Here is a 20,660-nt window from a genome sequence, read left to right as displayed (position 1 = left end):
CCGCGATCGTGGTCCTCTTTCGACCGGAGGGGTCGGAGCCCAAGTGTCAAGCACGCAGAGCGTGCCCCAATGCGAAGCCCATTCGAAGGAGAACCACACAGTGGCCAGTATTGAGCAGGTCGGAGCTCGCGAGATCCTTGATTCCCGTGGTAACCCCACGGTTGAGGTCGAGGTTCTGCTCGAAGACGGAAGTTTCGCCAGGGCTGCGGTGCCGTCCGGCGCTTCGACCGGTGAGCACGAAGCCGTCGAACTGCGCGACGGTGGCGCACGCTACGGCGGAAAGGGCGTCGAGAAGGCCGTGGAGGCTGTGCTCGGCGAGATCGCTCCTGCCATCATCGGCATCGACGCAACCGAGCAGCGCACGGTCGACCAGGCGCTGCTCGACGCGGACGGCACCCCGGACAAGTCGCGTCTCGGCGCAAACGCTCTGCTCGGTGCCTCGCTTGCCGTGGCTCGCGCCGCTGCCGAGTCCTCGGGCCTCGAGCTGTTCCGCTACGTCGGTGGCCCCAACGCTCACGTTCTCCCTGTCCCGATGATGAACATCCTCAACGGTGGCGCGCACGCAGACACCGGCGTCGACGTCCAGGAGTTCATGGTTGCTCCCATCGGCGCACCGAGCTTCAAGGAATCGCTGCGCTGGGGCGCCGAGGTCTACCACTCCCTGAAGTCTGTCCTCAAGGAGAAGGGCCTCTCTACCGGTCTCGGTGACGAAGGCGGATTCGCGCCCGACGTCGCAGGCACCAAGGAAGCACTCGACCTCATCACGATCGCCGTGAACAAGACCGGCCTCAAGCTGGGCACCGACGTGGCGCTCGCTCTCGACGTCGCTGCCACCGAGTTCTACACCGACGGCACCGGCTACAAGTTCGAGGGCAAGAACCGCACCGCGGCCGAGATGGCAGCGTTCTACGCCGAGCTCATCGACGCCTACCCGCTCGTTTCCATCGAGGATCCGCTCGACGAAGACGACTGGGACGGCTGGGTCGCACTCACCGATCAGATCGGCAACAAGATCCAGCTCGTCGGCGACGACCTCTTCGTCACCAACCCCGAGCGCCTCGAAGAAGGCATCGTCAAGGGTGCGGCCAACGCACTCCTGGTGAAGGTCAACCAGATCGGCACCCTGACCGAGACCCTCGACGCCGTCGATCTCGCTCACCGCAACGGCTACAAGACGATGATGAGCCACCGTTCCGGCGAGACCGAGGACACCACCATCGCCGACCTCGCGGTTGCCGTCGGCAGCGGCCAGATCAAGACCGGTGCTCCGGCACGCAGCGAGCGCGTTGCCAAGTACAACCAGCTGCTGCGCATCGAGGAGAACCTCGGCGACGCAGCACGTTACGCCGGCGAGGTTGCGTTCCCGCGCTTCGCTTTCGAGGCCTGACGGAAATCTAAGATTCAGTAGTGTCTGCACAGCGCGGTAAGCCACGATCCCCCGGCGGAAGTCCGGGGGGTCGTGGTTCCCGTCGTGGGGACACACCGTCGCGTGCGCGTCGGGACAGTGCCCGACGCCCACGTGTGTCGGAACCTTCGGTAGATCCGGAAGCAGTTGATTCCGCTGTGACAGACCCCGCGCAACCGGGGGTCTCCGCCGAGAAAGCGTCGGCGCGAGGGTCGAAGTCGGCCCGGGGGAAGAGCGGAACCAACAAGTTCTGGTCTCGGCTTCCGAAATCGGACAACACCATTTTCGGCTTGTCCACCAGTCGGGCAGTTGTGCTCGCGATGGTTGTGCTCATGCTGGCGCTGACACTGGCAGTGCCGCTCCGTACTTACATCAGCCAGCGTTCGGATGCCGCGCAGGTGGCGGCGGAACGTCAGGTACTCGAGGAAGAACTGCGAAAGCTGCAAGGGCAGAACGCGCGCTTCGACGACCCTGCGTACATCGAAGCTCTTGCACGAGAACGCCTTCGGTACGTCAAACCGGGCGAGACCCCGTTCCAGGTTCAGCTTCCCGGCGACTACAAGGAGCCCGAGAAGAAGCAGGAAAAGGAAACACCGCTGACAGGTCCGTGGTATCGCGATCTGTGGCAAACGATTTCGGAACCGCCAGTGGTTCCCGAGACGACGACACCGGCCCCGATGCCGTTGGCGCCGATAGAGCCAGAAGAACAAGGAGTACCCACCGGGTGAGCAACACGTCCGAAAATTCCCCACAGGTTTCACAAGCGGATCTCGATGCCGTTGCCGCTCAATTGGGCCGTGAGCCACGCGGAGTGATCGAGATCGCGTACCGCAGCCCGGACGGTCAGCCGGGCGTGGTCAAGACCGCCCCCAAACTTCCGGACGGAACACCGTTCCCGACGTTGTACTACCTCACGGACCCGCGACTGACTGCCGAAGCGAGCCGGCAGGAATCCGCCGGCGTCATGCGTGAAATGACCGAACGTCTGACCCAGGATCCGGAACTTGCCGCGGCCTACCGACGGGCATACGAGTCGTACCTTGCCGAGCGGGACGCGATCGAATCTCTGGGAACCGACTTTGCCGGCGGTGGGATGCCGGATCGTGTCAAGTGCCTGCACGTGCTGATGGCACATTCGCTTGCCAAGGGGCCCGGCGTCAATCCGCTCGGTGACGAGTCCGTCGCGTTGGCCGGTCACGGAAAGCTGCGCGGCACTGCAATTCCCGCGGACTGGCCTGGCATCGACGATGCCGACAACACCGGCCGGTGACTCGCCGTGTCGCCGCAGTCGATTGCGGTACCAACTCCATTCGACTGCTGATCGCCGACGTCGGCGCCGACGGTCGTCTGGTGGATGTCCGGCGCGAGATGCGCGTCGTGCGACTCGGTCAAGGTGTTGATGCGACAGGGACATTCGCGCCCGAGGCCATCGAACGGACCCGGGTCGCGCTGGTCGAGTACGCGTCGATGATCGCCGATGCCGGAGCAACCGCCGTTCGCATGGTCGCCACCTCGGCTACTCGCGACGCTGCGAATCGGGAAGAATTCTTCACGATGACGCGGGACGTGCTCGGCGCGGTGATTCCCGGATCCGGAGCAGAGGTCATCACCGGCGACGAAGAGGCGCGCCTCTCGTTCAGCGGTGCTGTGGGAGAACTTGATCCGTCCGAGGGCCCGTTCGTGGTGGTCGATCTCGGCGGCGGATCCACCGAAGTTGTCCTCGGCGACGCGTCGGGCGTCCAGGCTGCATACTCCACAGACATCGGCTGTGTGCGCGTCACTGAGCGGTGCCTACCGTCGGATCCGCCTACAGCAGAGCAGGTTTCCGAGGCGACGGCTTTCGCGACCGCGAAACTTGCCGAGGCGTTCGAGGCCGTGCCCGTCGAGAAGGCGCACACCTGGGTGGGTGTCGCTGGAACCATGACGACGCTGGCCGCGATTGCTCAGGAACTTCCGGAGTACGACGCCGAGAAGGTGCACCTGTCGAGGATTCCGTTCAAGCAACTTTTCGAGGTGTGCGAGCGACTTACCGCCATGCCTCGGGTTGATCGCGCCGCCTTCGGCCCGATGCATCCGGGGCGGGTGGACGTCATCGGCGGCGGAGCGATCATCACCACGGTGCTGGCTCAGACATTCGAAGCCAAAGCCGGGATCACCGAACTGGTTGTCAGCGAACACGACATCCTCGACGGCATCGCGATGTCGATAGCTCAGACCCACCCGATAGTCTGATTCCCGACGCACCCGACCAGTTGGGTGCGTCAAGGCCCCCATAGCCCAATTGGCAGAGGCAACGGACTTAAAATCCGTCAAGTGTCGGTTCGAGTCCGACTGGGGGCACCACGTAGATCCTCCTGCACATTGAATCGAAAAACCCCGCTCGTCCTCTTCGGGCGGGCGGGGTTTTCCGTGGAGCAACGACTGACCACCAAGTGGCTACTGGGCCCAGACGGTCGTTCCGGCAGGAGCATTCAGCGTGTTGACGAGATCGATGCCGGCGACGACAGCCGCGCCGCCGCCGCCGAGGATCGTTCCGGCGACACCGCCGATTCCGGCGCCTGTTGCGAGGCCACCCAGGCACAGTGCCGCGGCGACGGGGAGTCCGACGATGGTCAAGCCCAGCGGAGCTCCGACAGCGCAACCGATTCCGGCGCCGACGATGGTGCCGAGCAGGCTGCCGACCTGAGTGCCGAGTCCGAGTTGGCTCTGGAAGTGCGCAATCGCCCGATCATTCTCCTCGGGCGAGGCGACGGGCGTCCATTCCTTTGCCGCCGGCGCACTCTCGGGTCGAGGTGTTGCCTTCGCCGAATCGGTGATCGGTGTCAGCGTGAGGGTCTTACCGTCTTCACTGATCGTGCGATCGAAGGGGAACTGTAGATCCCCGAGGTTGTATGCGAGAGGCAGGGAAACCAGGTCGGCTCCCTTGCTGTCCTGCAAGACGACGGACTTGCCGTCGCCGGACACCTTGAACAGCCCGGCGTCGATGGTGGTGACGATCGACTTGTCGACGACCTTCGCTTCGTAATTCACGTCGGTCGACGGATCAGCTGATGCGATCCCTGTTGATGCTCCGACTGCAGCGACCGCCAGAGCAGTCACAGCCGCCTTCTTGAAGAAACCCATAGTTCAACCCCGCGTTCGCCTGCGTGTCGAACATGTGTGCGAAAATGTAGAGATGCGGTTGACCGAGCAATCCCCGGACTGCTGCCCCAACGGACACCGGCTCACGGCGAACACATGCCTTGTCGGTTGGGAGGTCTGCGGGTGTGCCTCGACGGAGAATGGCGGACACAGGATCCATTACTGCAGGCGATGTGGTGAAACTGTCCGGACGCCGGAGTGCGTCGGCGTGGATCCGCAGAAAAGTCGGTGGGGTTGAAGTGCTGTTACGTTGTGTTTCAAAGAGATTCGCGAGAGCCTCACCCGGCGGATCGGTGCCGGGTGAGGCTTGTGGATCAGGTAGGCGGCGCGACGGGTGCGTCGCTGCTTCCTCCCGAGCTCCCGCTCGACGAGCCGGTGCCGAACAGTAGGCCGAAGAAGCCGGAGATTGCGCCGAAGAAATCGAACATGGGCGAGCCTTTCGCGAGGACGAATGCGGTCACGACAAGTGGCCGACTTGTGGTGGTGTTCAGAGAAGTTCCGTCGACATTGACGGCAAAGGCGTCGGACGAAGGCCGACTGCCGGATGAAATGTACGATTCGTCCCGGTTTGATACAAGTCTTTCCCGAGTAACTGTTACTTGAGGCTTAAATTATCGGGGGTGCCCTGCCTGATCGGGGGTGCCCTGCCTGCTTGGGTGGGGCAACCAGGCAGGGCAGTGGTTGGCCGTCCCTCTCAATACCGACCTACGGCGAACCATCGGCGTTGAAACTACCCACAGTTCGTGACGTGCGCCACTTACGTACCGGTACCTTCGTTAGCCGAGGTCGGACGTTGTGACGAAGGCGGTCGTCGACGTCCCCGCGGGGACGTGGTTCATCGAGAAATCGCGGTCCCGATCAGGGTTGACGACGCTTGCCAACAGGAGCATGGCGGCGACAAAGAGAACTCCTGCGGCGAGGTAGGCGATTCTCACGGGCAGGCGCGGGCGTCGATCTGAATTCGTGGACATTCACGTTCTCCATCGGTGCATGTTGGACGAACGCTTAGTTTAACGATCAACTAATGAAAGGGCGCGAACAGTGACGCAAGATACGAAAAGGCCCTCGATCTCGGGGGAAATCGAGGGCCTTTCCGGTCGAACGTCGGCGTCGCCAAGCACATAGCGTCACCGACCCACTATCGGTGTCGAGCGTGACCCCTCATGTCCGACCCCACTTCTCGACACTATCCAGTAACTTGCGACATTGTGGATGATTCGGACATTGTCATTCGGATGGGGGAGGCCCCGTCCGCAGCCCCTACTTTCGTCCGGCAGCCCATTTCATACCCCAGTTGTACGCACGGTCGAGATCGGACTGACTGCCGTTGATGTACTGCACTTCGCGCGTCACCGTCACGCCTTGACCTGAACTTTGGATGAGCGCGATCGCGCACAGTCGCTCCTGGTTGCTCGCGGAGTCGAGTCGCACTTCCACCTCCGGCCCGTTGGTGGGATACAAGGTGACGACGCCGTCCACGGCCGCCCAGTTGGGAGCGCCGTCGTAGATCATCGCGAAGATCAGGATTCGCCGGAAAGCGCTTGGATCACCAAGATTGACGTGCATGTTCTCGCCGCCGGTGTTCGCACCACTGCGGTCGTCGCCGTCGAGGGAGATGTAGGGCGGAGAAGTCAGTGAACCGAAACTGTTACCCAAGGCCTGAACTACTCCCTTGGACCCGTCGGCAAGTTCGTAGAGGCATCCGAGGTCCAGGTCGACCGCACCAGAGCCTGCGCCGGCGAGCTTGGCGAGAAAACCGGTCTTCTTCGGTGGTGCCCCCTGTGACCAGTTGAGGTTCACGCGCATATTGCCTTGTCGTTCACCCGCCTTCGCGAGGTTGACCGTCGGCGCCGATTTTGTGAGCGTGATCTTGCTCAGGCTGACCGGTGCTTGCGACGGAGTGGACTCGCCGGAACGTCGGGTGTAGTCGATTGCCATCGTGATAGTCCTTGTCTGAACTCGAATGAGTCCGATCGTGTTACCCGTCGAGGAATCTCCACCGACGTGATCGGCGATCTCCGGCCATTGTCCCTCATGTCTGATTTCAACCCATGGGCATCAAACTTGCGGCGCCAACTTGCGGCAGACCAGCAGTTTGCTGATTACTGTGTCTGTGGGCAGACGCGACTCCGAAATAGGGTGGACGCACTGGTTGACACGGCAAAGTCCAATTACGGAAGAATTGCTGAGTCGGACGTCCGATTCAATTGCGTCGTGGGAGCGGGAGGTAAGTGATGCCAGTCCTGTCGCTTCTGCAACCCCGCCAGAGAGAAAGACTGACGCCCGCCCAACGTGATGACGTAACTCGTGAGCAGATAGCCGTCACCTTCGGCGTGCTGCCATGGGCCGCTGCCGTCCACCTCGTCGTCACACTCGGGCTGACGTTGTATGTGATTCCGCCGGACAGCGGACCGCTGCCGCGTGTGTGGCCATTGCTGTCCGGCGTGATCGGGTTGGTGGGGATGTGCGTGGGTCTCGCCATTCATTTCAACCTGATCGCACCCACGTACCGGATGTCCTACGCGTTTCTCATCGTCGAATTTGCTGTAGTCGGAATCCTGTATTCCTCGCTCGCCCTGGTCCTGTACCCGATCCTGGACGATTCCGGCGATCTGATCCTTACGGCGGCGTCCGCATCTATCACCGGCGCAGGAGCCGTGGCTACCGCAATGTTGCGCATCGTCGGACTCACCTGGGTGCTGTCGAATCTCGTGATCCTGGGCGTGGCGTTCTGGCTCCAACCGGGGCCCGAGTTCGAACGAATTCTCATCGGATTGATCGTGTACGGAGCAGCTCTGATCGGCGGCACGATAGTGGTCTCGGGCAACTTGGAATCGCGCTACCGAGCTGAACTGCGCGCCGCGTCGGAACGATCGGTTGTGCAAATGCTTCTCGAAGACTTCGAAGGCAACGCCGGGGACTTCGTGTGGGAGACCGATCACAAGGGGAAGTTCAACCGAATTCCGACGCGGCTCGCATCCGAAGCGGGGCTGGACTCCGCCGAGTTGCAGGGAACGGCGTGGCAGGACCTGTTCATGGAGTTGGGCACTCTACGGATCCCCGGCGGAATCGATGCGCTCATGGAGTTGCAGCAAGCCCGCCACACGAAGACCGCATTCGTCGACGTGCTCGTTCCGGTCCGCGTTCACGGCGAAATTCGGTGGTGGCAGGTGTCCGGACGGCCGCGCCCTGGCCGGGCACCCGACGAGTTCGTCTGGCGAGGAGTCGGTTCCGACGTCACGGAAGTGAAACTGCAGAGCGACGAGATCGTGCGGATGGGCCGGGTGGACGCACTCACGGGCATGCCGAACCGGCACAGCTTCTGGACCGAGCTCGAGCGGCTGCTGTGCGATCCGTACACAAGTGAAGGCCGTCTCGCGCTGGCCATGCTCGACCTCGACAATTTCAAATCGGTGAACGACACACTAGGACACACCGTTGGTGACGCGGTTCTCCGGGAGGTCGCGGATCGCCTGTCCGAGGCCGGCGGGATGTCACAGTTGTTCGCACGTTTGGGTGGAGACGAGTTCGCAATTCTTTTCACCGATGTAGGTGACAGCTCGCAAGTTCGTACTCTGCTCGGCCGCTACATCGAAACTCTGCAGGAGCCGATCACGGTGGCCGGTACGCGGTTGGAGATCGGATGCAGCATCGGGTACTACCTCTCCGACGAGCTACAGTCCTCCGCCGACGAGATGATGGGCGCTGCGGACCTCGCGTTGTTCGCGGCAAAGGAATCCGGGCGCGGGGGCGTACGTGAATATCGAGACTCGATGAAGTCCGTGGCCGATCGGCGGGCCCGCCTGCTCGAAGATTTGGGAAACACCGTCGCGGAGAAGGACCTCGAACTCGAGTTGCTGCCCAGGATCGACGTGCTCTCCCGCGAGATCGTGGCCGTGGAGGTCCGCGTGGTCTGGCACAACGCCCGGCTCGGAGCTGTGACGTCCGCGGAATTCATGAGCGTCGCAGACGACACCGGTTTGGCGTACTCACTAGGAACGACCGTCTTCGAGCTGGCGTGCGAGGCGGCGTCGCGCCTTCCTGATCACCTGCGGGTAGCCGTCGCGGTATCGACGCGTCAGCTCGAATCGGATTCCTTTGTCGACTCGATAGGGGATTCGCTTCGACGATCAGGTGCCAGTGCACATCAGCTCGAGCTCCAACTCAACGAATCCTCGGCGATCACCGACGAGTCCAAGTCTGCATTGCACGCCATTGCGGGCATGGGAATCGCGCTGACCGTGGACGAGTTCGGTGCCGGATTCTCCTCGCTCGCATCACTGTCCGGCCTCCCGTTCACCCGCGTCCGGATAGAACGCTCCATTTCGGGTGCAGCGCCTGGTGGACGGTCGATCCTCGAAGCTGTCGTGGATCTGGTCGACGCATTGGGAATGGAGGTAGTGGTCTCAGGAGTGGACAGTGAGGAGCAACTGAAGGCCGTTGCGGCTGCGAGGGTGCGGACTGTGCAAGGGCATGCTGCCGGTGATGTCATGTCTGTCCAGGCAGTGGCGCTGGCGACAGCAGGCCGACGTGGATGACCCGGCGGTGGTACGAAGACGTCTTGTCGAAACTGCGGTGCGCAGGCTCAGCCGCCGAGGTTCTGACGAGAACCTGTCGGACTACGATCGCCACCGACTTCTCAACCGACGCCTGGAGTTCACGGCGGGAATACTGCCGTGGGCGTTCCTGATCGCTGCTATCGCGCTGTCGACGATCGTGGTGCTTCTGCCAGCGGATACCGGGATGTTTCGCTGGGTATGGCCGAGCGTCGTGGCCGTGTCGAGCATCGCGTTCAGCCTCTATTGGCTGGGGCGCTCGCGGCTGGGGATTTCGGAGTCGCAGACCACCGAATTGGGGGTACTCACAATCCAGGTCGTCGTGTGGGGGGTCTTGCTCGCGTGCCTGGCGCTGGTGCTGTTCCCGATCCTCGATCCTGGTAACGAATTGGTGCTGACCTCGACATTGATGGGAGGCATCGCAGTCGGCGTTTTCCCGACATTGATGTTTCGCGGATTCACCCTGATTTGGATAGGACTGGTCGGGCTTGGGTTGGCGGGGGGATTCTGGACTGAGCCGGAACCCTCGCGTTATGTGCTGGTCGGGGTGCTCATGATCTTTCTCGTTTCGCTCTACAGCGGAACTTTGCTGTTGGCCAAACTATTCGACAAACGATTACACGCCGAGCTCGTGGCCGAGGACGAACGAGATCTCGTCGAATTGTTGCTCAACGATCTCGAAGACGGAGCACAGGATTGGCTCTGGGAGACCGATTCGCGCGGTATCGCCAGTACCGTGTCGTATCGATTCGCCGAGCAGGTCGGTTTGCCGGCAGCGCAGATTCGGGGCCGCACAATGCACGAGATCCTGATCGGGATCGGCGCGTCCCGAACAGATGTGGGCAGGAAGTCCCTTGATCTCCTCGCCGCGAATTTTCAAGCCGGGACGGCGTTTCGGGACCTCACCATGCAGGTCGTCGTACGGGGCGATACTCGCTGGTGGTCGATGTCAGGTCACCCGGGCAGTGGCGATGGGGCGACCTACGGGTGGCGCGGTGTCGGATCCGATATCACGCACTCGTATCACCAGCGCCAGAACATCTTGCGATTGGCAGAAATCGATTCGTTGACCGGGCTCAGAAATCGGTACAGCTTCAACGCTCAACTGTCTTCGCGGATTCGGGACGGACACCGGGTGTGGCTGGCAATTCTGGATCTGGACAACTTCAAGTCGATCAACGACCGGTTGGGACACCACATCGGAGACGACGTGCTTCGCGATGTTGCCAGCAGACTGCACAGCGTTCTGCGATCGAACGAGATCTGTGGCCGACTGGGGGGTGACGAGTTTGCCATCGCCTTCGACGACGTAGCCTTCGACGACATCGGGAGTGCAGATGAGGTGGAGAAGAGATTCCAAACGATTCTCGACTCATTCGAACGACCATTTTCACTGGTCGGCAACCAGATTCGCATTCGTGCCAGTCTGGGTTACGGCTCGATGCCCGACGACGCCGACAGCCTCGAAGACCTGGTGATTGTCGCGGACCTCGCGCTTTACCACGCAAAGGAGAGCGGTCGGAACCAGATTCGCGCCTTCGATGCGACTTTGCGGGATCGTGCGACGGGTAGGGCCAGGGCATTGTTGGATCTTCGTCGTGCGTTGATCGACGAAGAGTTCGAGTTGGTTTATCAACCACAGGTCTCGGCCGCGACGGGAGTTGTTGTCGGGTTCGAGGCTCTGCTGCGGTGGAACCATCCGACTTCAGGTCTCGTCTCGCCGGGAGACTTCATTTCGGTCGCCGAGGAAACCGGCTTGATCGTGCCGATCGGTGCAGGTGTTCTGAGGGCTGCCTGCACGGCGGCGACAACGTGGCCGGAGGACATTCGGGTTGCCGTCAATGTTTCTCAGGTGCAACTGCGTTCGAGTCGATACGTCGACTCGGTACGCCGGACACTGATCGAGGTGAACCTCCACCCCAGCCGACTCGAGATCGAGGTGACCGAATCGTTGGTCATCGACGACGCCGACCGAGATGTGTTGGTACAGCTCTCGGCGCTCGGCATCGCCATTGCGATGGACGACTTCGGCACAGGGTTCTCCTCGGTTGCCAGCTTGGCCCGGCTGCCGCTCGATCGGTTGAAGATCGATCGGGCGTTCGTCGCACCGCTGGACGCGGATCCCTTGAATTCGAGGTTCGCTGTCTTGCGAGCCGTCATCGCGATTGCCAAGTCTCTGGGGCTGGACACCGTCGCCGAGGGCGTGGAGACGGAGAGGCAGCGCGCGATAGTGACCGAGTGCGGATGTGACGTGATCCAGGGGTACCTCGAGGGAATGCCGATACGGGCAGCCGAGATTCCGCACTATTTGAATGGGCGACTCGGCGGTTCGAGCAGGTTGGGTGTCGCGGCTACCACTGAGTGAGAACTTTGCGCCCGTTTTGCCGATCGATGTGTGACGGTACGCCGAAGTGCTTCACATCGAACTGCAGAAGGGTGTCTTCGTGGTGGTCGGATCGGCGTACTCCCCAGGGCCGATGTTGGTGGGTAAGAAGGCAGTGGTCACAGGCGGTTCCCAGGGAATCGGCGCAGCGATTGTTCGAGCATTTGCATCGCATGGCGCGTCAGTTCTGGTTGTCGACGTGGCTCCTCTTGGCGACGTCGAATTCGACTCGGCTGCAGGTGGTTCGATCAACTATCTCGAGTACGACGTGCGGACGCGGGAAGTCCCCGTCGCGTTGACCGAGTTCGCGCCGGACGTCCTGGTGAACAATGTGGGTCATTTCCTGAACCCGCCGACAGAGTTCACCGGTACGGATCCAGGTTTCTGGTCCGAGGCCGGCAGCATCAATTTCGATCACGTCGTGCGTCTGACCCATGCCCTGCTTCCCGGCATGATCGATCGCGGTTTGGGTGGATCGATCGTGAACCTGACGACGGTGGAGGCGCATCGAGCGATCCCGGGCCACACGATGTACTCGGCATACAAGGCCGCGCTGACGCAGTTCACCAGAAGCCTTGGTGTGGAGATCGGTCGAACCGGAGTGCGCGTCAACGCCATTGCCCCAGATCTGATCGAGTCGATACAGGTGCCGTATCGCAAGATCGTTCCTGCCGACGACTGGGACAAGTGGCCGGGGTGGGCACCGTTGGGCGGACCGGGCCAGCCGGTCGACATTGCCGGCCCCGCACTGTTCCTGGCTTCCGACCTGGCGAGATACATCACCGGAACCGTGATCCACGTCGACGGCGGCTCGCACGCTGCCGGAGGCTGGTTCCCCACAGAAGAGGGTGGCTGGACCAACCGGCCCCGAAAGGCTTGACACATGACAACTTTCAGTCTGAACGTTCCCAACTTCGGCACCACTCTCGCGGAGGACTCCTACGCGAAACTCGTGCAGGTCTGTCAGAACGCGGAAGCTGCCGGCTTCGACCGGGTCCTCGTCACCGATCACGTGGTGATGGGCTCGGACAACTCGGCGTACACGTGGTCGGCGTTCCCCACCGAGCCCGACGCCAACTGGCTCGAGCCGCTGACCGTCCTGGCTTTTGTTGCCGGACAGACGAAGACAATTCGCTTGGGGACCGGAATCGTCATCGCGGCGCTGCGCGGGGGAGCGGTACTGGCCAAGACGGCCGCGACACTCGATCTGCTCTCCGGGGGCCGACTCGACCTGGGCGTCGGAACAGGTTGGCAGGAACGTGAATACGAGGCGGCAGGTATGGACTTCGGTAAAAGGGGACCACTGCTCGACGACGCTCTCGCAGTGTGCCGGGCCCTGTGGAGTTCGGCGCCGGCGAGCATCGACACCCCTCGTCTGAAGTTCGACGACGTGTACTGCGCGCCCCGTCCGGCCGCTGGAATCCCGATCTGGGTGTCCGGTTCGCTCTCCAAGGCCGTTGTACGACGCGTCGCAACCTGGGGTGACGGGTGGATTCCGATCATGGGTGCCGCGGACGACGACCTACGTGAAGGGATCGACGTCATCGGCAAAGCGATGGCGGATCTCGGACGCGATCCAGCGGAATTGCAGGTCCGTGGGCGACTGACCGTCGTACGCGGGTCCGACGGTTCGATCGACCTCCCGGCGACGATGATCGGCGCCGAGCAGCTGCTCGAATCCGGTGCCACCGATGTGCTGGTTGCGCTGGCAGCAGTAGATCCGGATCCGGATGCGGCGATGGCAGAGTTCGGCGAGCTGGTGGCGGCCTTCGCAAAGGTGACCCGCTGACTATTGCGTCGAGGCGGTAGTTCTATCGTGCGAAGTGTTGTAGTGCAGCCTGATCGAGGAGAGAACACATGACCGAGAGCATCGTCGTGGATACGAGCCTGGAAGCGTTGCTCGACGCCCGGATCAGCTGCCGCGCCTACGAGGACCGTCAGGTGCCACGTGAGGTGATCGAGGAGATCCTTCGGCTGGCGCAGAAGACGCCGTCGTGGTGCAACACGCAACCGTGGCAGGTCGCGATCACCGAGGGGGAGGGCACCGAACGATTCCGCGCCGGCCTCGGTGAGTACGTGATGGCCAACGCCCAGGAGTCGGACTTCGAGTTCCCGCGCGCGTACCAGGGCATCTACAAGTCGCGTCGGTTCGACTGCGCGATGGCGCTGTATTCGAGCGTCGGAATCGAGCACGGTGACCGCGCCGGATCCGCGGCACAGACGATGAAGAATTTCGAGCTCTTCGGCGCTCCTCACGTCGCGATCATCACCACCGACGAGGCATTGGGCACCTACGGCGCAGTCGACTGCGGGTTGTACGTGAACAGCTTCCTGCTCGCGGCCCAGAGTCTGGGGGTCGCCACCATCCCGCAGGCGGCGCTCGCGGGCAGCTCCAAGTTCATTCACGAGCATTTCGGTATCGACGACACTCGCAAGGTTGTCTGCGCGATCTCGTTCGGATACCCCGACGCCGACCACCCGGTGAACGGATTCCGCACCGAACGCGAAACCGTCGACAACGTCGTGCAGTGGATGTCGAACTGACAGGGATGTCGAACTGATCACCTGCTGGTCGGGGGATTGAGTGTTGCGTAGTTCCACCTGAAAGACTGGTGGCATGTCCGACACACCCGAACTGTTCGATCGTCTGCGCCGATTCCCCGATGTCGAGGCACCCAATCTCTTTGCCGTCGATGCGGCTGATCGTCTGATCCTCGACGAGGCCGCCGACGCTCTGGCCGCAGCGCCGGCGGGCACCGTCGTCGTGATCGGCGATCACTACGGTGCGCTGACTGCCGGTGTTGCGCTCGTGCACGGAATCGCCGGCGTGCGCGTTCACCAGGATCCGCTCACCGGAGAGTTGGCCCTCGCGAACAATGCGCGCGAACTCGGATTCAGTGACGCCTTCACCTCGCACGGACTGGACGAGGAGTTGCTCAGCGGCGCCCGCGTCGTGCTCATGCAATTGCCGCGTAGCCTCGCCGAACTTGCCGAGATCGCTCAGCTGATCGCGCTCCACGCCGACCCGGCGGTTCGTGTCTTCGCCGGTGGGCGTGACAAGCACATCACCCCGGCGATGAACAAGGTTCTCGGCGAATCGTTTTCCGACGTCAGCGCCTCGCGTGGACGGCAGAAGTCCCGCGTACTCAAGGCTTCGGAACCGAAGCCCGATGTTGCTATCACGTTCCCGGTGACCGAACGCCTCGACGAATTCGACCTCGACGTCGTTGCTCACGGCGCAGTGTTTGCCGGTGCGAGCCTGGACATCGGCACCCGGTTGCTCCTGGAGAACCTCGGAAAGATTGCGGTCGATCCGCTGAGTGACGTGATCGATCTGGGTTGTGGCAGCGGCATTCTCGCGGCGGCGATCGCGCGGAAGTTCCCGGACGTGCACGTGATCGCAACAGATCAGTCCTCGGCAGCCGTCGCTTCGGCCCTGGCGACCGCGTCCGCAAATGGCGTCGGCGATCGAGTGAGCGGCCTGCGCGACGACGCCGTGAGTTCGTTGCCCAGTGCGAGCGCGGATCTGGTTCTGTTGAACCCGCCGTTCCACGTCGGCGCGGCGGTGCACACCGGCGGAGCACTCAAGATGTTCGAAGCTGCCGGCCGTGTCCTGCGTCCCGGTGGCGAGTTGTGGACTGTTCACAACGCGCATCTGGGGTATCGCGAACCGCTGAAAGCCGCGGTGGGTCCGAGCGAGGCGATGGCGAAGAACGCGAAGTTCATCGTGATGAAGTCGGTCAAACCGTCCTAGTATCGAAAAGGGACGAGTGTCGAAGAGTGTTGATCTTCCGGAAATGCGCCGGGAACTACAACCGAAGCTTCGACGTTGTAAATTACGAGTGCTTTACTTTTAGTCAGGTACACGGACCGTGTCGGAAACTCGGATCCGTCCGGCGAACCCGCGACGCACCCGTCGTAGGCCACCACGATGAAGGGATGATCACGGTGCGCACCACCAGCAACCCGGTGTTCCGCAATCTGCCCAAGCAAGAGGGCAACGGATACGCCTCGTTCGGATCTGCGACGGCGGGCGCCTCGCAGGCAACCCAGCAGTTCGGTCAGCCGCAGTACGCTCCGGCCGAGCCGTACCAGACCGGTCCCACCTCGCGGGCCATGACGATCGACGACGTCGTCACCAAGACGGGCATCACGCTCGGTGTGCTGACGATCTCGGCACTGGTGTCGTACTTCCTGGTCAACAACAACGTCGACCTCGCTACCCCGCTGGTAATCGGCGGCGGTCTCGTCGGCCTCGTTCTGGTTCTGGTCGCTACGTTCGGCCGCAAGATGGACAACCCGGCAATCGTGTTGGCGTACGCCATCGCCGAGGGTCTGTTCCTCGGTGCGCTGTCGTTCATGTTCACTGATATTCAATTCGGTGGCGTCGGCGGATCTGCACTGATCGCGCAAGCAGTCCTCGGAACGTTCGGCGTGTTCTTCGGCATGCTGGTCGTCTACAAGACCGGTGCGATTCGGGTGACCCCTCGTCTGACGCGAATGATCATCGGCGCGTTGATCGGCGTTGTCGTTCTGGCCCTCGGTAACCTCGTCGCGAGCTTCTTCGTCGACGGCGGGCTGGGACTGCGTGACGGCGGAACGCTCGCCATCATCTTCAGCCTCGTCTGCATCGGCATCGCAGCCTTCAGCTTCCTGCTCGACTTCGACGCCGCTGATCAGCTGATCCGCGCACAGGCGCCCGAGAAGGCAGCCTGGGGCGTCGCATTCGGCCTCACCGTCACCCTGGTCTGGCTGTACGTCGAGATCCTGCGTCTGCTGAGCTACTTCAACAACGACTAGTTCTCGAGTCGCTCCGTAACACGAAGAAGGGCCCCGCGAGGGGCCCTTCTTTTGTCGTCTGTGGGCGGTTACGGTGCTTGGATACCTAGCAACTGCTTGGTTTGGAACGAAGGGGAGCGAATGTCGACAAACACCTCTGAACCCATCCTGGTCGCGGATGCCGGAGCAGTGCGAACGCTGACCTTCAATAATCCGAGTCGCCTGAACGCATTTGATGCAGCCGGTTTTCGAGCGTTCACCAAGGCGCTCGACGACGCGGCGTCGGACGATGCCGTGGCCGTGGTGATCGTCGAGGGCGCAGGCAAGGCATTTTCCAGTGGCGTCGACCTACGCGCACTCGCCGAACCCGGCACGGACAATGCCGACTTCGGCCACGCATTCGCGCCGCTCATCGTTGCGCTGGTGGAGTTCCCGAAGCCTTTGATCGCCGCGGTGCACGGCGCCGCCGTCGGCATCGGGCTGACCATGATGCTCTACTGCGACGTCGTCTACGTTGCCGAGGACGCACGCTTGCGGGCACCGTTCACCTCGCTGGGTACCGCTCCCGAAGCTGCCAGTAGTTGGTTGTTGCCCAAAGTGATCGGAACGCAGCGCGCCGCCGAGCTGATCCTGTCGGCGCGGTGGCTCAGCGGCGTCGAAGCAGCCGCCTACGGACTGGCGACGGCCGCCGTACCGGCCGAAGAGGTTCACATCCGTGCTCGGGAGAGCGCCGAGCAGATTGCCGCCAACGTCGGACCGGCAGTCCTTGTCGCCAAACGACTGCTCCGTCACGGATGGGCGGACGAAGCTCGCGCTGCCGTGCAGCGTGAGGACGACGCTGCGCGAGAGTTGATTCGCGAGTTGGGGAGTTTTGCTCAAAAGTTCACGACTACCTGAAACCCGACCACATGAAAGCGGCCGCCCGGCAGAAGCCGGGCGGCCGCTTTCGACGTGCTCAGGGGATCAGCTGAGGCGCTCGATCACCATTGCCATGCCCTGTCCGCCGCCGACACACATGGTCTCGACGCCGAAGGTCTTGTCCTGCTCCTGCAGGTTGTTGATCAGGGTGTTGGTGATGCGGGCACCGGTCATACCGAAGGGGTGGCCCAGTGCGATCGCGCCACCGGAGATGTTGAGCTTGTCTTCTTCGATACCCAGTTCGCGAGCGGATCCGAGGACCTGCACGGCGAATGCCTCGTTGATCTCGAACAGGTCGATGTCGGAGATCGACTTGCCGGCGATCTTCAGGGCGTTCTTGACGGCCTGAATCGGGCCGAGGCCCATGATCTCGGGGGACAGGCCCGAAACGCCGGTGGAGACGATGCGAGCGAGCGGGGTCAGGCCGAGTGCCTTCGCCTTGGTGTCGGACATGATCACCAGTGCGGCTGCGCCGTCGTTGAGCGGGCAGGCGTTGCCGGCGGTGACGGTGCCGTCGGGGCGGAAGACGGGCTTGAGGCCGCTGATGCCTTCGTAGGTGGTGCCGGCGCGGGGGCCGTCGTCCTTCGAGACGACGGTGCCGTCGGCGAGGGTGACGGGGGTGATCTCACGCTCGAAGAAGCCGCGAGCGATGGCTTCCTCGGCGCGGTTCTGGCTGCGCACTGCCCAGCGGTCCTGGTCTTCGCGGGTGATGCCGGTGGCCGAAGCGACGTTCTCGGCGGTCTGGCCCATGCCCAGGTACACGTCGGGGATCAGGCCTTCTTCGCGAGGATCGGTCCAGGCGACTCCACCCTCGGCGAGCTTGGCGCTACGAGCCTGAGCTGCGTCGAAGAGCGGATTCTTGGTGTTGGGGAGGCCGTCGGCGTTGCCGGTGATGAAGCTGGAGACGGACTCGACGCCGGCGGAGATGAAGACGTCGCCCTCGCCTGCGCGGATGGCGTGCAGAGCCATGCGGGTGGTCTGCAGCGAGGAGGAACAGTAACGGTTGACCGTGACACCGGGGAGGAAGTCGTAGCCGAGCTGGACGGCGACGACGCGGGCGATGTTGAAGCCCGACTGACCGGCGGGCTGGCCGCAACCGAGCATGAGGTCGTCGATCTCGGTGGGGTCGAGCTCGGGGATCTTTGCCAACGCGGCGGCAACCATCTGAGTTGCGAGGTCATCCGGGCGGATGTCCTTGAGCGAACCCTTCATTGCGCGGCCGATGGGCGACCGTACTGCTGAGACGATTACTGCCTCGGGCATGAAAACTCCTTTTGTGTACTGCTCGAGGGCGGCTTGAAACGCCGTCGAGCAGGGCAAGTTGAATGCAGCTTCGACTTACAATTTACGTTGCCGCTCCCAGATGGTGGTCACGCAGTCTCACTCAGTTGACGTCGGGACGCTGACCTGCGGGTTTGGTGCGTCTCGCGAAGGCTTTCCACTGGGTTGCCGCCGCCGTCAGTCGGGCCGCGACGGTGCGGGCTTGCGCCGCCTCTGAAACGTGGGGGAGCTCGGGTAGCGGGCCACCCTGCCATTCACCCAGAGCCGACGCGAGAACCGGGACGATCTGCTTCGCCGCGAGTTCGTATCCGGCCGCGGACGGATGGAAACGGTCGGCCGAGAACATCGTGTCGGGCGAGGCCAGGAATTCCTTGGCCAGCAGGTCGGCCAGTGGAACGGGATGACCCCCGGCGTTTCTGGTCGCGGCCGCCTGGGCGAGTGCGAGGCGATGGCCCCATTCACGCACCACGGAGCGCAGAGGTTGCGGGATCGCCGTGACCACCCCCAGATCCGGGCAGGTGCCGACAACAACGACGGCGCCGCTCTCGCGTAAGCGTCGAACCGCGTCGCCGAGGCGTTTAGCCGAAGCATGAATTGCGTTCTTGGCGGTGACGTCGTTGGCGCCGATCAGGATCACCGCAGCGTCCGGGGGAGGACCGGCGACGAACATGGCGTCAACCTGCCCACTCAACCCGCGGGAGGTGGCGCCCCCGATGGCCTTGGTGCTCAAACGGATTCGCTTCCCGGTTTCACTCGCAAGCAGCTTCGCGACCTGAACACCCGGTACTTCCGAGGCCGTCAGCGCGCCGACGCCGGCCGCAGACGAATCGCCGAAGATCATCAAGTGGAGATCGAAGGGCACGGCCCGCCACCAGAGTTCCGGGTTGTCGGCGCCGGGTGCGTACACCCCGTCCGCCTCGGGTGGCTTGGCGATATTGCGACCGATCACCCCGCGGGCCGCCCCCGCCTGCGACATCAGATAGTTGTAGCCCAACCAGGAGAGCGTGCCTGCACTCGATCCGGCCACCACCGTGGCCACCGACGCTTTCAGTCCGGTTCGACTCACACTTGCCAATCTAGCCGGATTGCACCACCTTCGCCCGACGTCCGCGCGCACCGTTTTCTTTCATCTGGGAACATGGACGAATGCGCATCGCGGAACACGTCGTCGACCTCATCGGCAACACCCCACTCGTCAAGCTCACGTCCGTCACGGGCGAAAACTTCGGCACGGTGGCAGCCAAGGTCGAATACCTCAACCCTGGCGGTAGCTCCAAGGACCGCATCGCCGTCAAGATGATCGACGCAGCCGAGGCTTCGGGTGAACTGAAGCCGGGCGGCACCATCGTCGAGCCGACCTCGGGCAACACCGGAATCGGCTTGGCGCTCGTGGCGCAAAAGCGTGGATACAAGTGCGTTTTCGTCTGCCCAGACAAGGTCAGCGAAGACAAGCGCAACGTCCTGCGCGCCTACGGCGCCGAGGTGGTCGTGTGCCCCACGGCCGTCGCGCCGGACAACCCGAACAGCTACTACAGCGTCTCCGACCGCCTCACCCGTGAGATCCCCGGTGCCTGGAAGCCCAACCAGTACTCCAACCCGGGCGGACCGGAGAGCCACTACGAGACCACCGGCCCCGAGATCTGGGCCGACACCGACGGCAAGATCACGCACTTCGTCGCGGGCGTCGGCACCGGTGGCACCATCACCGGCACCGGCCGCTACCTCAAGGAAGTTTCGGGCGGCAAGGTCAAGGTCATCGGCGCAGACCCCGAGGGCTCCGTCTACTCCGGCGGCACCGGTCGTCCGTATCTGGTCGAAGGCGTCGGCGAAGACTTCTGGCCGTCGGCATACGACCCGTCCATCCCGGACGAGATCATCGCCGTCTCGGATGCCGATTCCTTCGAGATGACGCGTCGCCTCGCCCGCGAGGAGGGACTGCTGGTCGGCGGTTCCTGCGGTATGGCCGTCGTCGCTGCCCTCGAAGTAGCCAAGCGTGAGGGCCCCGACGCCCTGATCGTCGTTCTCCTCCCGGACGGTGGCCGCGGCTACCTGTCCAAGATCTTCAACGATCAGTGGATGGCGTCGTACGGATTCCTGCGCACCCCACTCGACGGCAAGACCAACGTCCCCACCGTCGGCGACGTTCTGCGTGGCAAGTCGGGCGAGCTGCCGGACCTCGTTCACACCCACCCGTCGG

The 20,660-nt window shown here is 63.0% G+C and carries 18 protein-coding genes and 1 tRNA gene; 14 read left to right on the top strand and 5 right to left on the bottom strand.

Translation table 11 applies throughout. The features are described from left to right. The first annotated feature begins 100 nt into the window (after positions 1-100). The 5 genes from eno to ACYP01_RS29880 all read left to right on the top strand — a co-directional run bounded on the left by eno (position 101) and on the right by ACYP01_RS29880 (position 3,748). Positions 101-1,387 carry a phosphopyruvate hydratase gene (gene eno, locus ACYP01_RS29900; RefSeq protein WP_003946309.1) on the top strand — a complete coding sequence of 429 codons (1,287 nt, stop codon included), beginning with the start codon at positions 101-103 and terminating at the stop codon, positions 1,385-1,387. 176 nt (positions 1,388-1,563) lie between these two features. Next, the gene (locus ACYP01_RS29895) at positions 1,564-2,133 is read left to right on the top strand and encodes an FtsB family cell division protein (protein ID WP_019744627.1); all 570 of its coding nucleotides are present in this window, start codon (positions 1,564-1,566) and stop codon (positions 2,131-2,133) included. Beyond that, positions 2,130-2,675: a DUF501 domain-containing protein gene (locus ACYP01_RS29890; RefSeq protein WP_459683664.1), complete on the top strand. Its 546-nt coding sequence runs from the start codon at positions 2,130-2,132 to the stop codon at positions 2,673-2,675. The genes ACYP01_RS29895 and ACYP01_RS29890 overlap by 4 nt, the downstream gene beginning before the upstream one ends. Next, the gene (locus ACYP01_RS29885; protein ID WP_459683662.1) at positions 2,672-3,637 is read left to right on the top strand and encodes a Ppx/GppA phosphatase family protein; all 966 of its coding nucleotides are present in this window, start codon (positions 2,672-2,674) and stop codon (positions 3,635-3,637) included. Before ACYP01_RS29890 ends, ACYP01_RS29885 begins: the two co-directional genes overlap by 4 nt. 34 nt (positions 3,638-3,671) lie before the next feature. Then, positions 3,672-3,748, top strand: a tRNA-Leu gene (locus ACYP01_RS29880). A 93-nt stretch (positions 3,749-3,841) separates the two neighbouring features. Here the strand turns inward: ACYP01_RS29880 and ACYP01_RS29875 are convergent. The 3 genes from ACYP01_RS29875 to ACYP01_RS29865 all read right to left on the bottom strand — a co-directional run bounded on the left by ACYP01_RS29875 (position 3,842) and on the right by ACYP01_RS29865 (position 6,484). Continuing rightward, complete coding sequence (locus tag ACYP01_RS29875; RefSeq protein ID WP_007728826.1) at positions 3,842-4,528, bottom strand: hypothetical protein; 687 nt, start codon at positions 4,526-4,528, stop codon at positions 3,842-3,844. A gap of 794 nt (positions 4,529-5,322) precedes the next feature. Beyond that, entirely contained in the window at positions 5,323-5,517 is a 195-nt protein-coding gene (locus ACYP01_RS29870; protein ID WP_003946320.1) for a hypothetical protein, read from the bottom strand. A 289-nt stretch (positions 5,518-5,806) separates the two neighbouring features. Further along, positions 5,807-6,484, bottom strand: a complete 678-nt coding sequence (locus ACYP01_RS29865; protein ID WP_007728823.1) for a TerD family protein — start codon at positions 6,482-6,484, stop codon at positions 5,807-5,809. Between the two features lie 296 nt (positions 6,485-6,780). Between ACYP01_RS29865 and ACYP01_RS29860 the strand changes: the two genes are divergently transcribed. The 8 genes from ACYP01_RS29860 (at position 6,781) to ACYP01_RS29825 (ending at position 17,161) form a co-directional block, all read left to right on the top strand. Next, positions 6,781-9,084 carry a putative bifunctional diguanylate cyclase/phosphodiesterase gene (locus ACYP01_RS29860; RefSeq protein WP_387388477.1) on the top strand — a complete coding sequence of 768 codons (2,304 nt, stop codon included), beginning with the start codon at positions 6,781-6,783 and terminating at the stop codon, positions 9,082-9,084. A 37-nt stretch (positions 9,085-9,121) separates the two neighbouring features. After that, on the top strand, positions 9,122-11,467 hold the full coding sequence (locus ACYP01_RS29855) for a putative bifunctional diguanylate cyclase/phosphodiesterase (RefSeq protein ID WP_459683658.1): 2,346 nt from the start codon (positions 9,122-9,124) through the stop codon (positions 11,465-11,467). A gap of 46 nt (positions 11,468-11,513) precedes the next feature. After that, the gene (locus ACYP01_RS29850) at positions 11,514-12,365 is read left to right on the top strand and encodes an SDR family NAD(P)-dependent oxidoreductase (protein WP_459683656.1); all 852 of its coding nucleotides are present in this window, start codon (positions 11,514-11,516) and stop codon (positions 12,363-12,365) included. 3 nt (positions 12,366-12,368) lie between these two features. After that, positions 12,369-13,274 carry a TIGR03619 family F420-dependent LLM class oxidoreductase gene (locus ACYP01_RS29845; RefSeq protein ID WP_003943284.1) on the top strand — a complete coding sequence of 302 codons (906 nt, stop codon included), beginning with the start codon at positions 12,369-12,371 and terminating at the stop codon, positions 13,272-13,274. Between the two features lie 68 nt (positions 13,275-13,342). Next, a complete protein-coding gene (locus tag ACYP01_RS29840; RefSeq protein ID WP_003943290.1) occupies positions 13,343-14,029 on the top strand; it encodes a nitroreductase in 687 nt (228 codons plus the stop codon). A 73-nt stretch (positions 14,030-14,102) separates the two neighbouring features. Then, positions 14,103-15,239: a class I SAM-dependent methyltransferase gene (locus ACYP01_RS29835; RefSeq protein WP_003943278.1), complete on the top strand. Its 1,137-nt coding sequence runs from the start codon at positions 14,103-14,105 to the stop codon at positions 15,237-15,239. A gap of 194 nt (positions 15,240-15,433) precedes the next feature. Beyond that, positions 15,434-16,285: a Bax inhibitor-1/YccA family protein gene (locus ACYP01_RS29830; protein WP_459683651.1), complete on the top strand. Its 852-nt coding sequence runs from the start codon at positions 15,434-15,436 to the stop codon at positions 16,283-16,285. 120 nt (positions 16,286-16,405) lie between these two features. Then, positions 16,406-17,161 (top strand): enoyl-CoA hydratase/isomerase family protein, encoded by a 756-nt coding sequence (locus tag ACYP01_RS29825; RefSeq protein ID WP_459683649.1) that lies wholly within the window; start codon positions 16,406-16,408, stop codon positions 17,159-17,161. A gap of 66 nt (positions 17,162-17,227) precedes the next feature. Here ACYP01_RS29825 and ACYP01_RS29820 read toward each other — a convergent pair whose 3' ends face one another. Then, positions 17,228-18,445 (bottom strand): acetyl-CoA C-acetyltransferase, encoded by a 1,218-nt coding sequence (locus ACYP01_RS29820; protein ID WP_019744600.1) that lies wholly within the window; start codon positions 18,443-18,445, stop codon positions 17,228-17,230. A gap of 121 nt (positions 18,446-18,566) precedes the next feature. Further along, positions 18,567-19,538, bottom strand: coding sequence for an SGNH/GDSL hydrolase family protein (locus ACYP01_RS29815; protein WP_042448870.1), 972 nt, complete (start codon positions 19,536-19,538; stop codon positions 18,567-18,569). A 71-nt stretch (positions 19,539-19,609) separates the two neighbouring features. Between ACYP01_RS29815 and ACYP01_RS29810 the strand changes: the two genes are divergently transcribed. Continuing rightward, positions 19,610-20,660: cystathionine beta-synthase (locus tag ACYP01_RS29810; RefSeq protein ID WP_459683646.1), on the top strand; the 1,051-nt coding region annotated here is incomplete at its 3' end.

It is taken from the genome of Rhodococcus sp. no. 34 (genome assembly GCF_054589475.1).
The sequence above is the reverse complement of the archived record's forward strand: the minus strand, read 5'-3'. Positions and strand labels throughout refer to the sequence as shown.

What these genes read in the sequence shown, in the direction of transcription:
- ACYP01_RS29870 (WP_003946320.1), bottom strand. Translation starts at nt 5,517, where the DNA reads ATGTCCACGAATTCAGATCGACGCCCGCGCCTGCCCGTGAGAATCGCC.
- ACYP01_RS29860 (WP_387388477.1), top strand. Translation starts at nt 6,781, where the DNA reads ATGCCAGTCCTGTCGCTTCTGCAACCCCGCCAGAGAGAAAGACTGACG.
- ACYP01_RS29840 (WP_003943290.1), top strand. Translation starts at nt 13,343, where the DNA reads ATGACCGAGAGCATCGTCGTGGATACGAGCCTGGAAGCGTTGCTCGAC.
- ACYP01_RS29825 (WP_459683649.1), top strand. Translation starts at nt 16,406, where the DNA reads ATGTCGACAAACACCTCTGAACCCATCCTGGTCGCGGATGCCGGAGCA.
- ACYP01_RS29875 (WP_007728826.1), bottom strand. Translation starts at nt 4,528, where the DNA reads ATGGGTTTCTTCAAGAAGGCGGCTGTGACTGCTCTGGCGGTCGCTGCA.
- ACYP01_RS29845 (WP_003943284.1), top strand. Translation starts at nt 12,369, where the DNA reads ATGACAACTTTCAGTCTGAACGTTCCCAACTTCGGCACCACTCTCGCG.
- ACYP01_RS29835 (WP_003943278.1), top strand. Translation starts at nt 14,103, where the DNA reads ATGTCCGACACACCCGAACTGTTCGATCGTCTGCGCCGATTCCCCGAT.
- ACYP01_RS29820 (WP_019744600.1), bottom strand. Translation starts at nt 18,445, where the DNA reads ATGCCCGAGGCAGTAATCGTCTCAGCAGTACGGTCGCCCATCGGCCGC.
- ACYP01_RS29865 (WP_007728823.1), bottom strand. Translation starts at nt 6,484, where the DNA reads ATGGCAATCGACTACACCCGACGTTCCGGCGAGTCCACTCCGTCGCAA.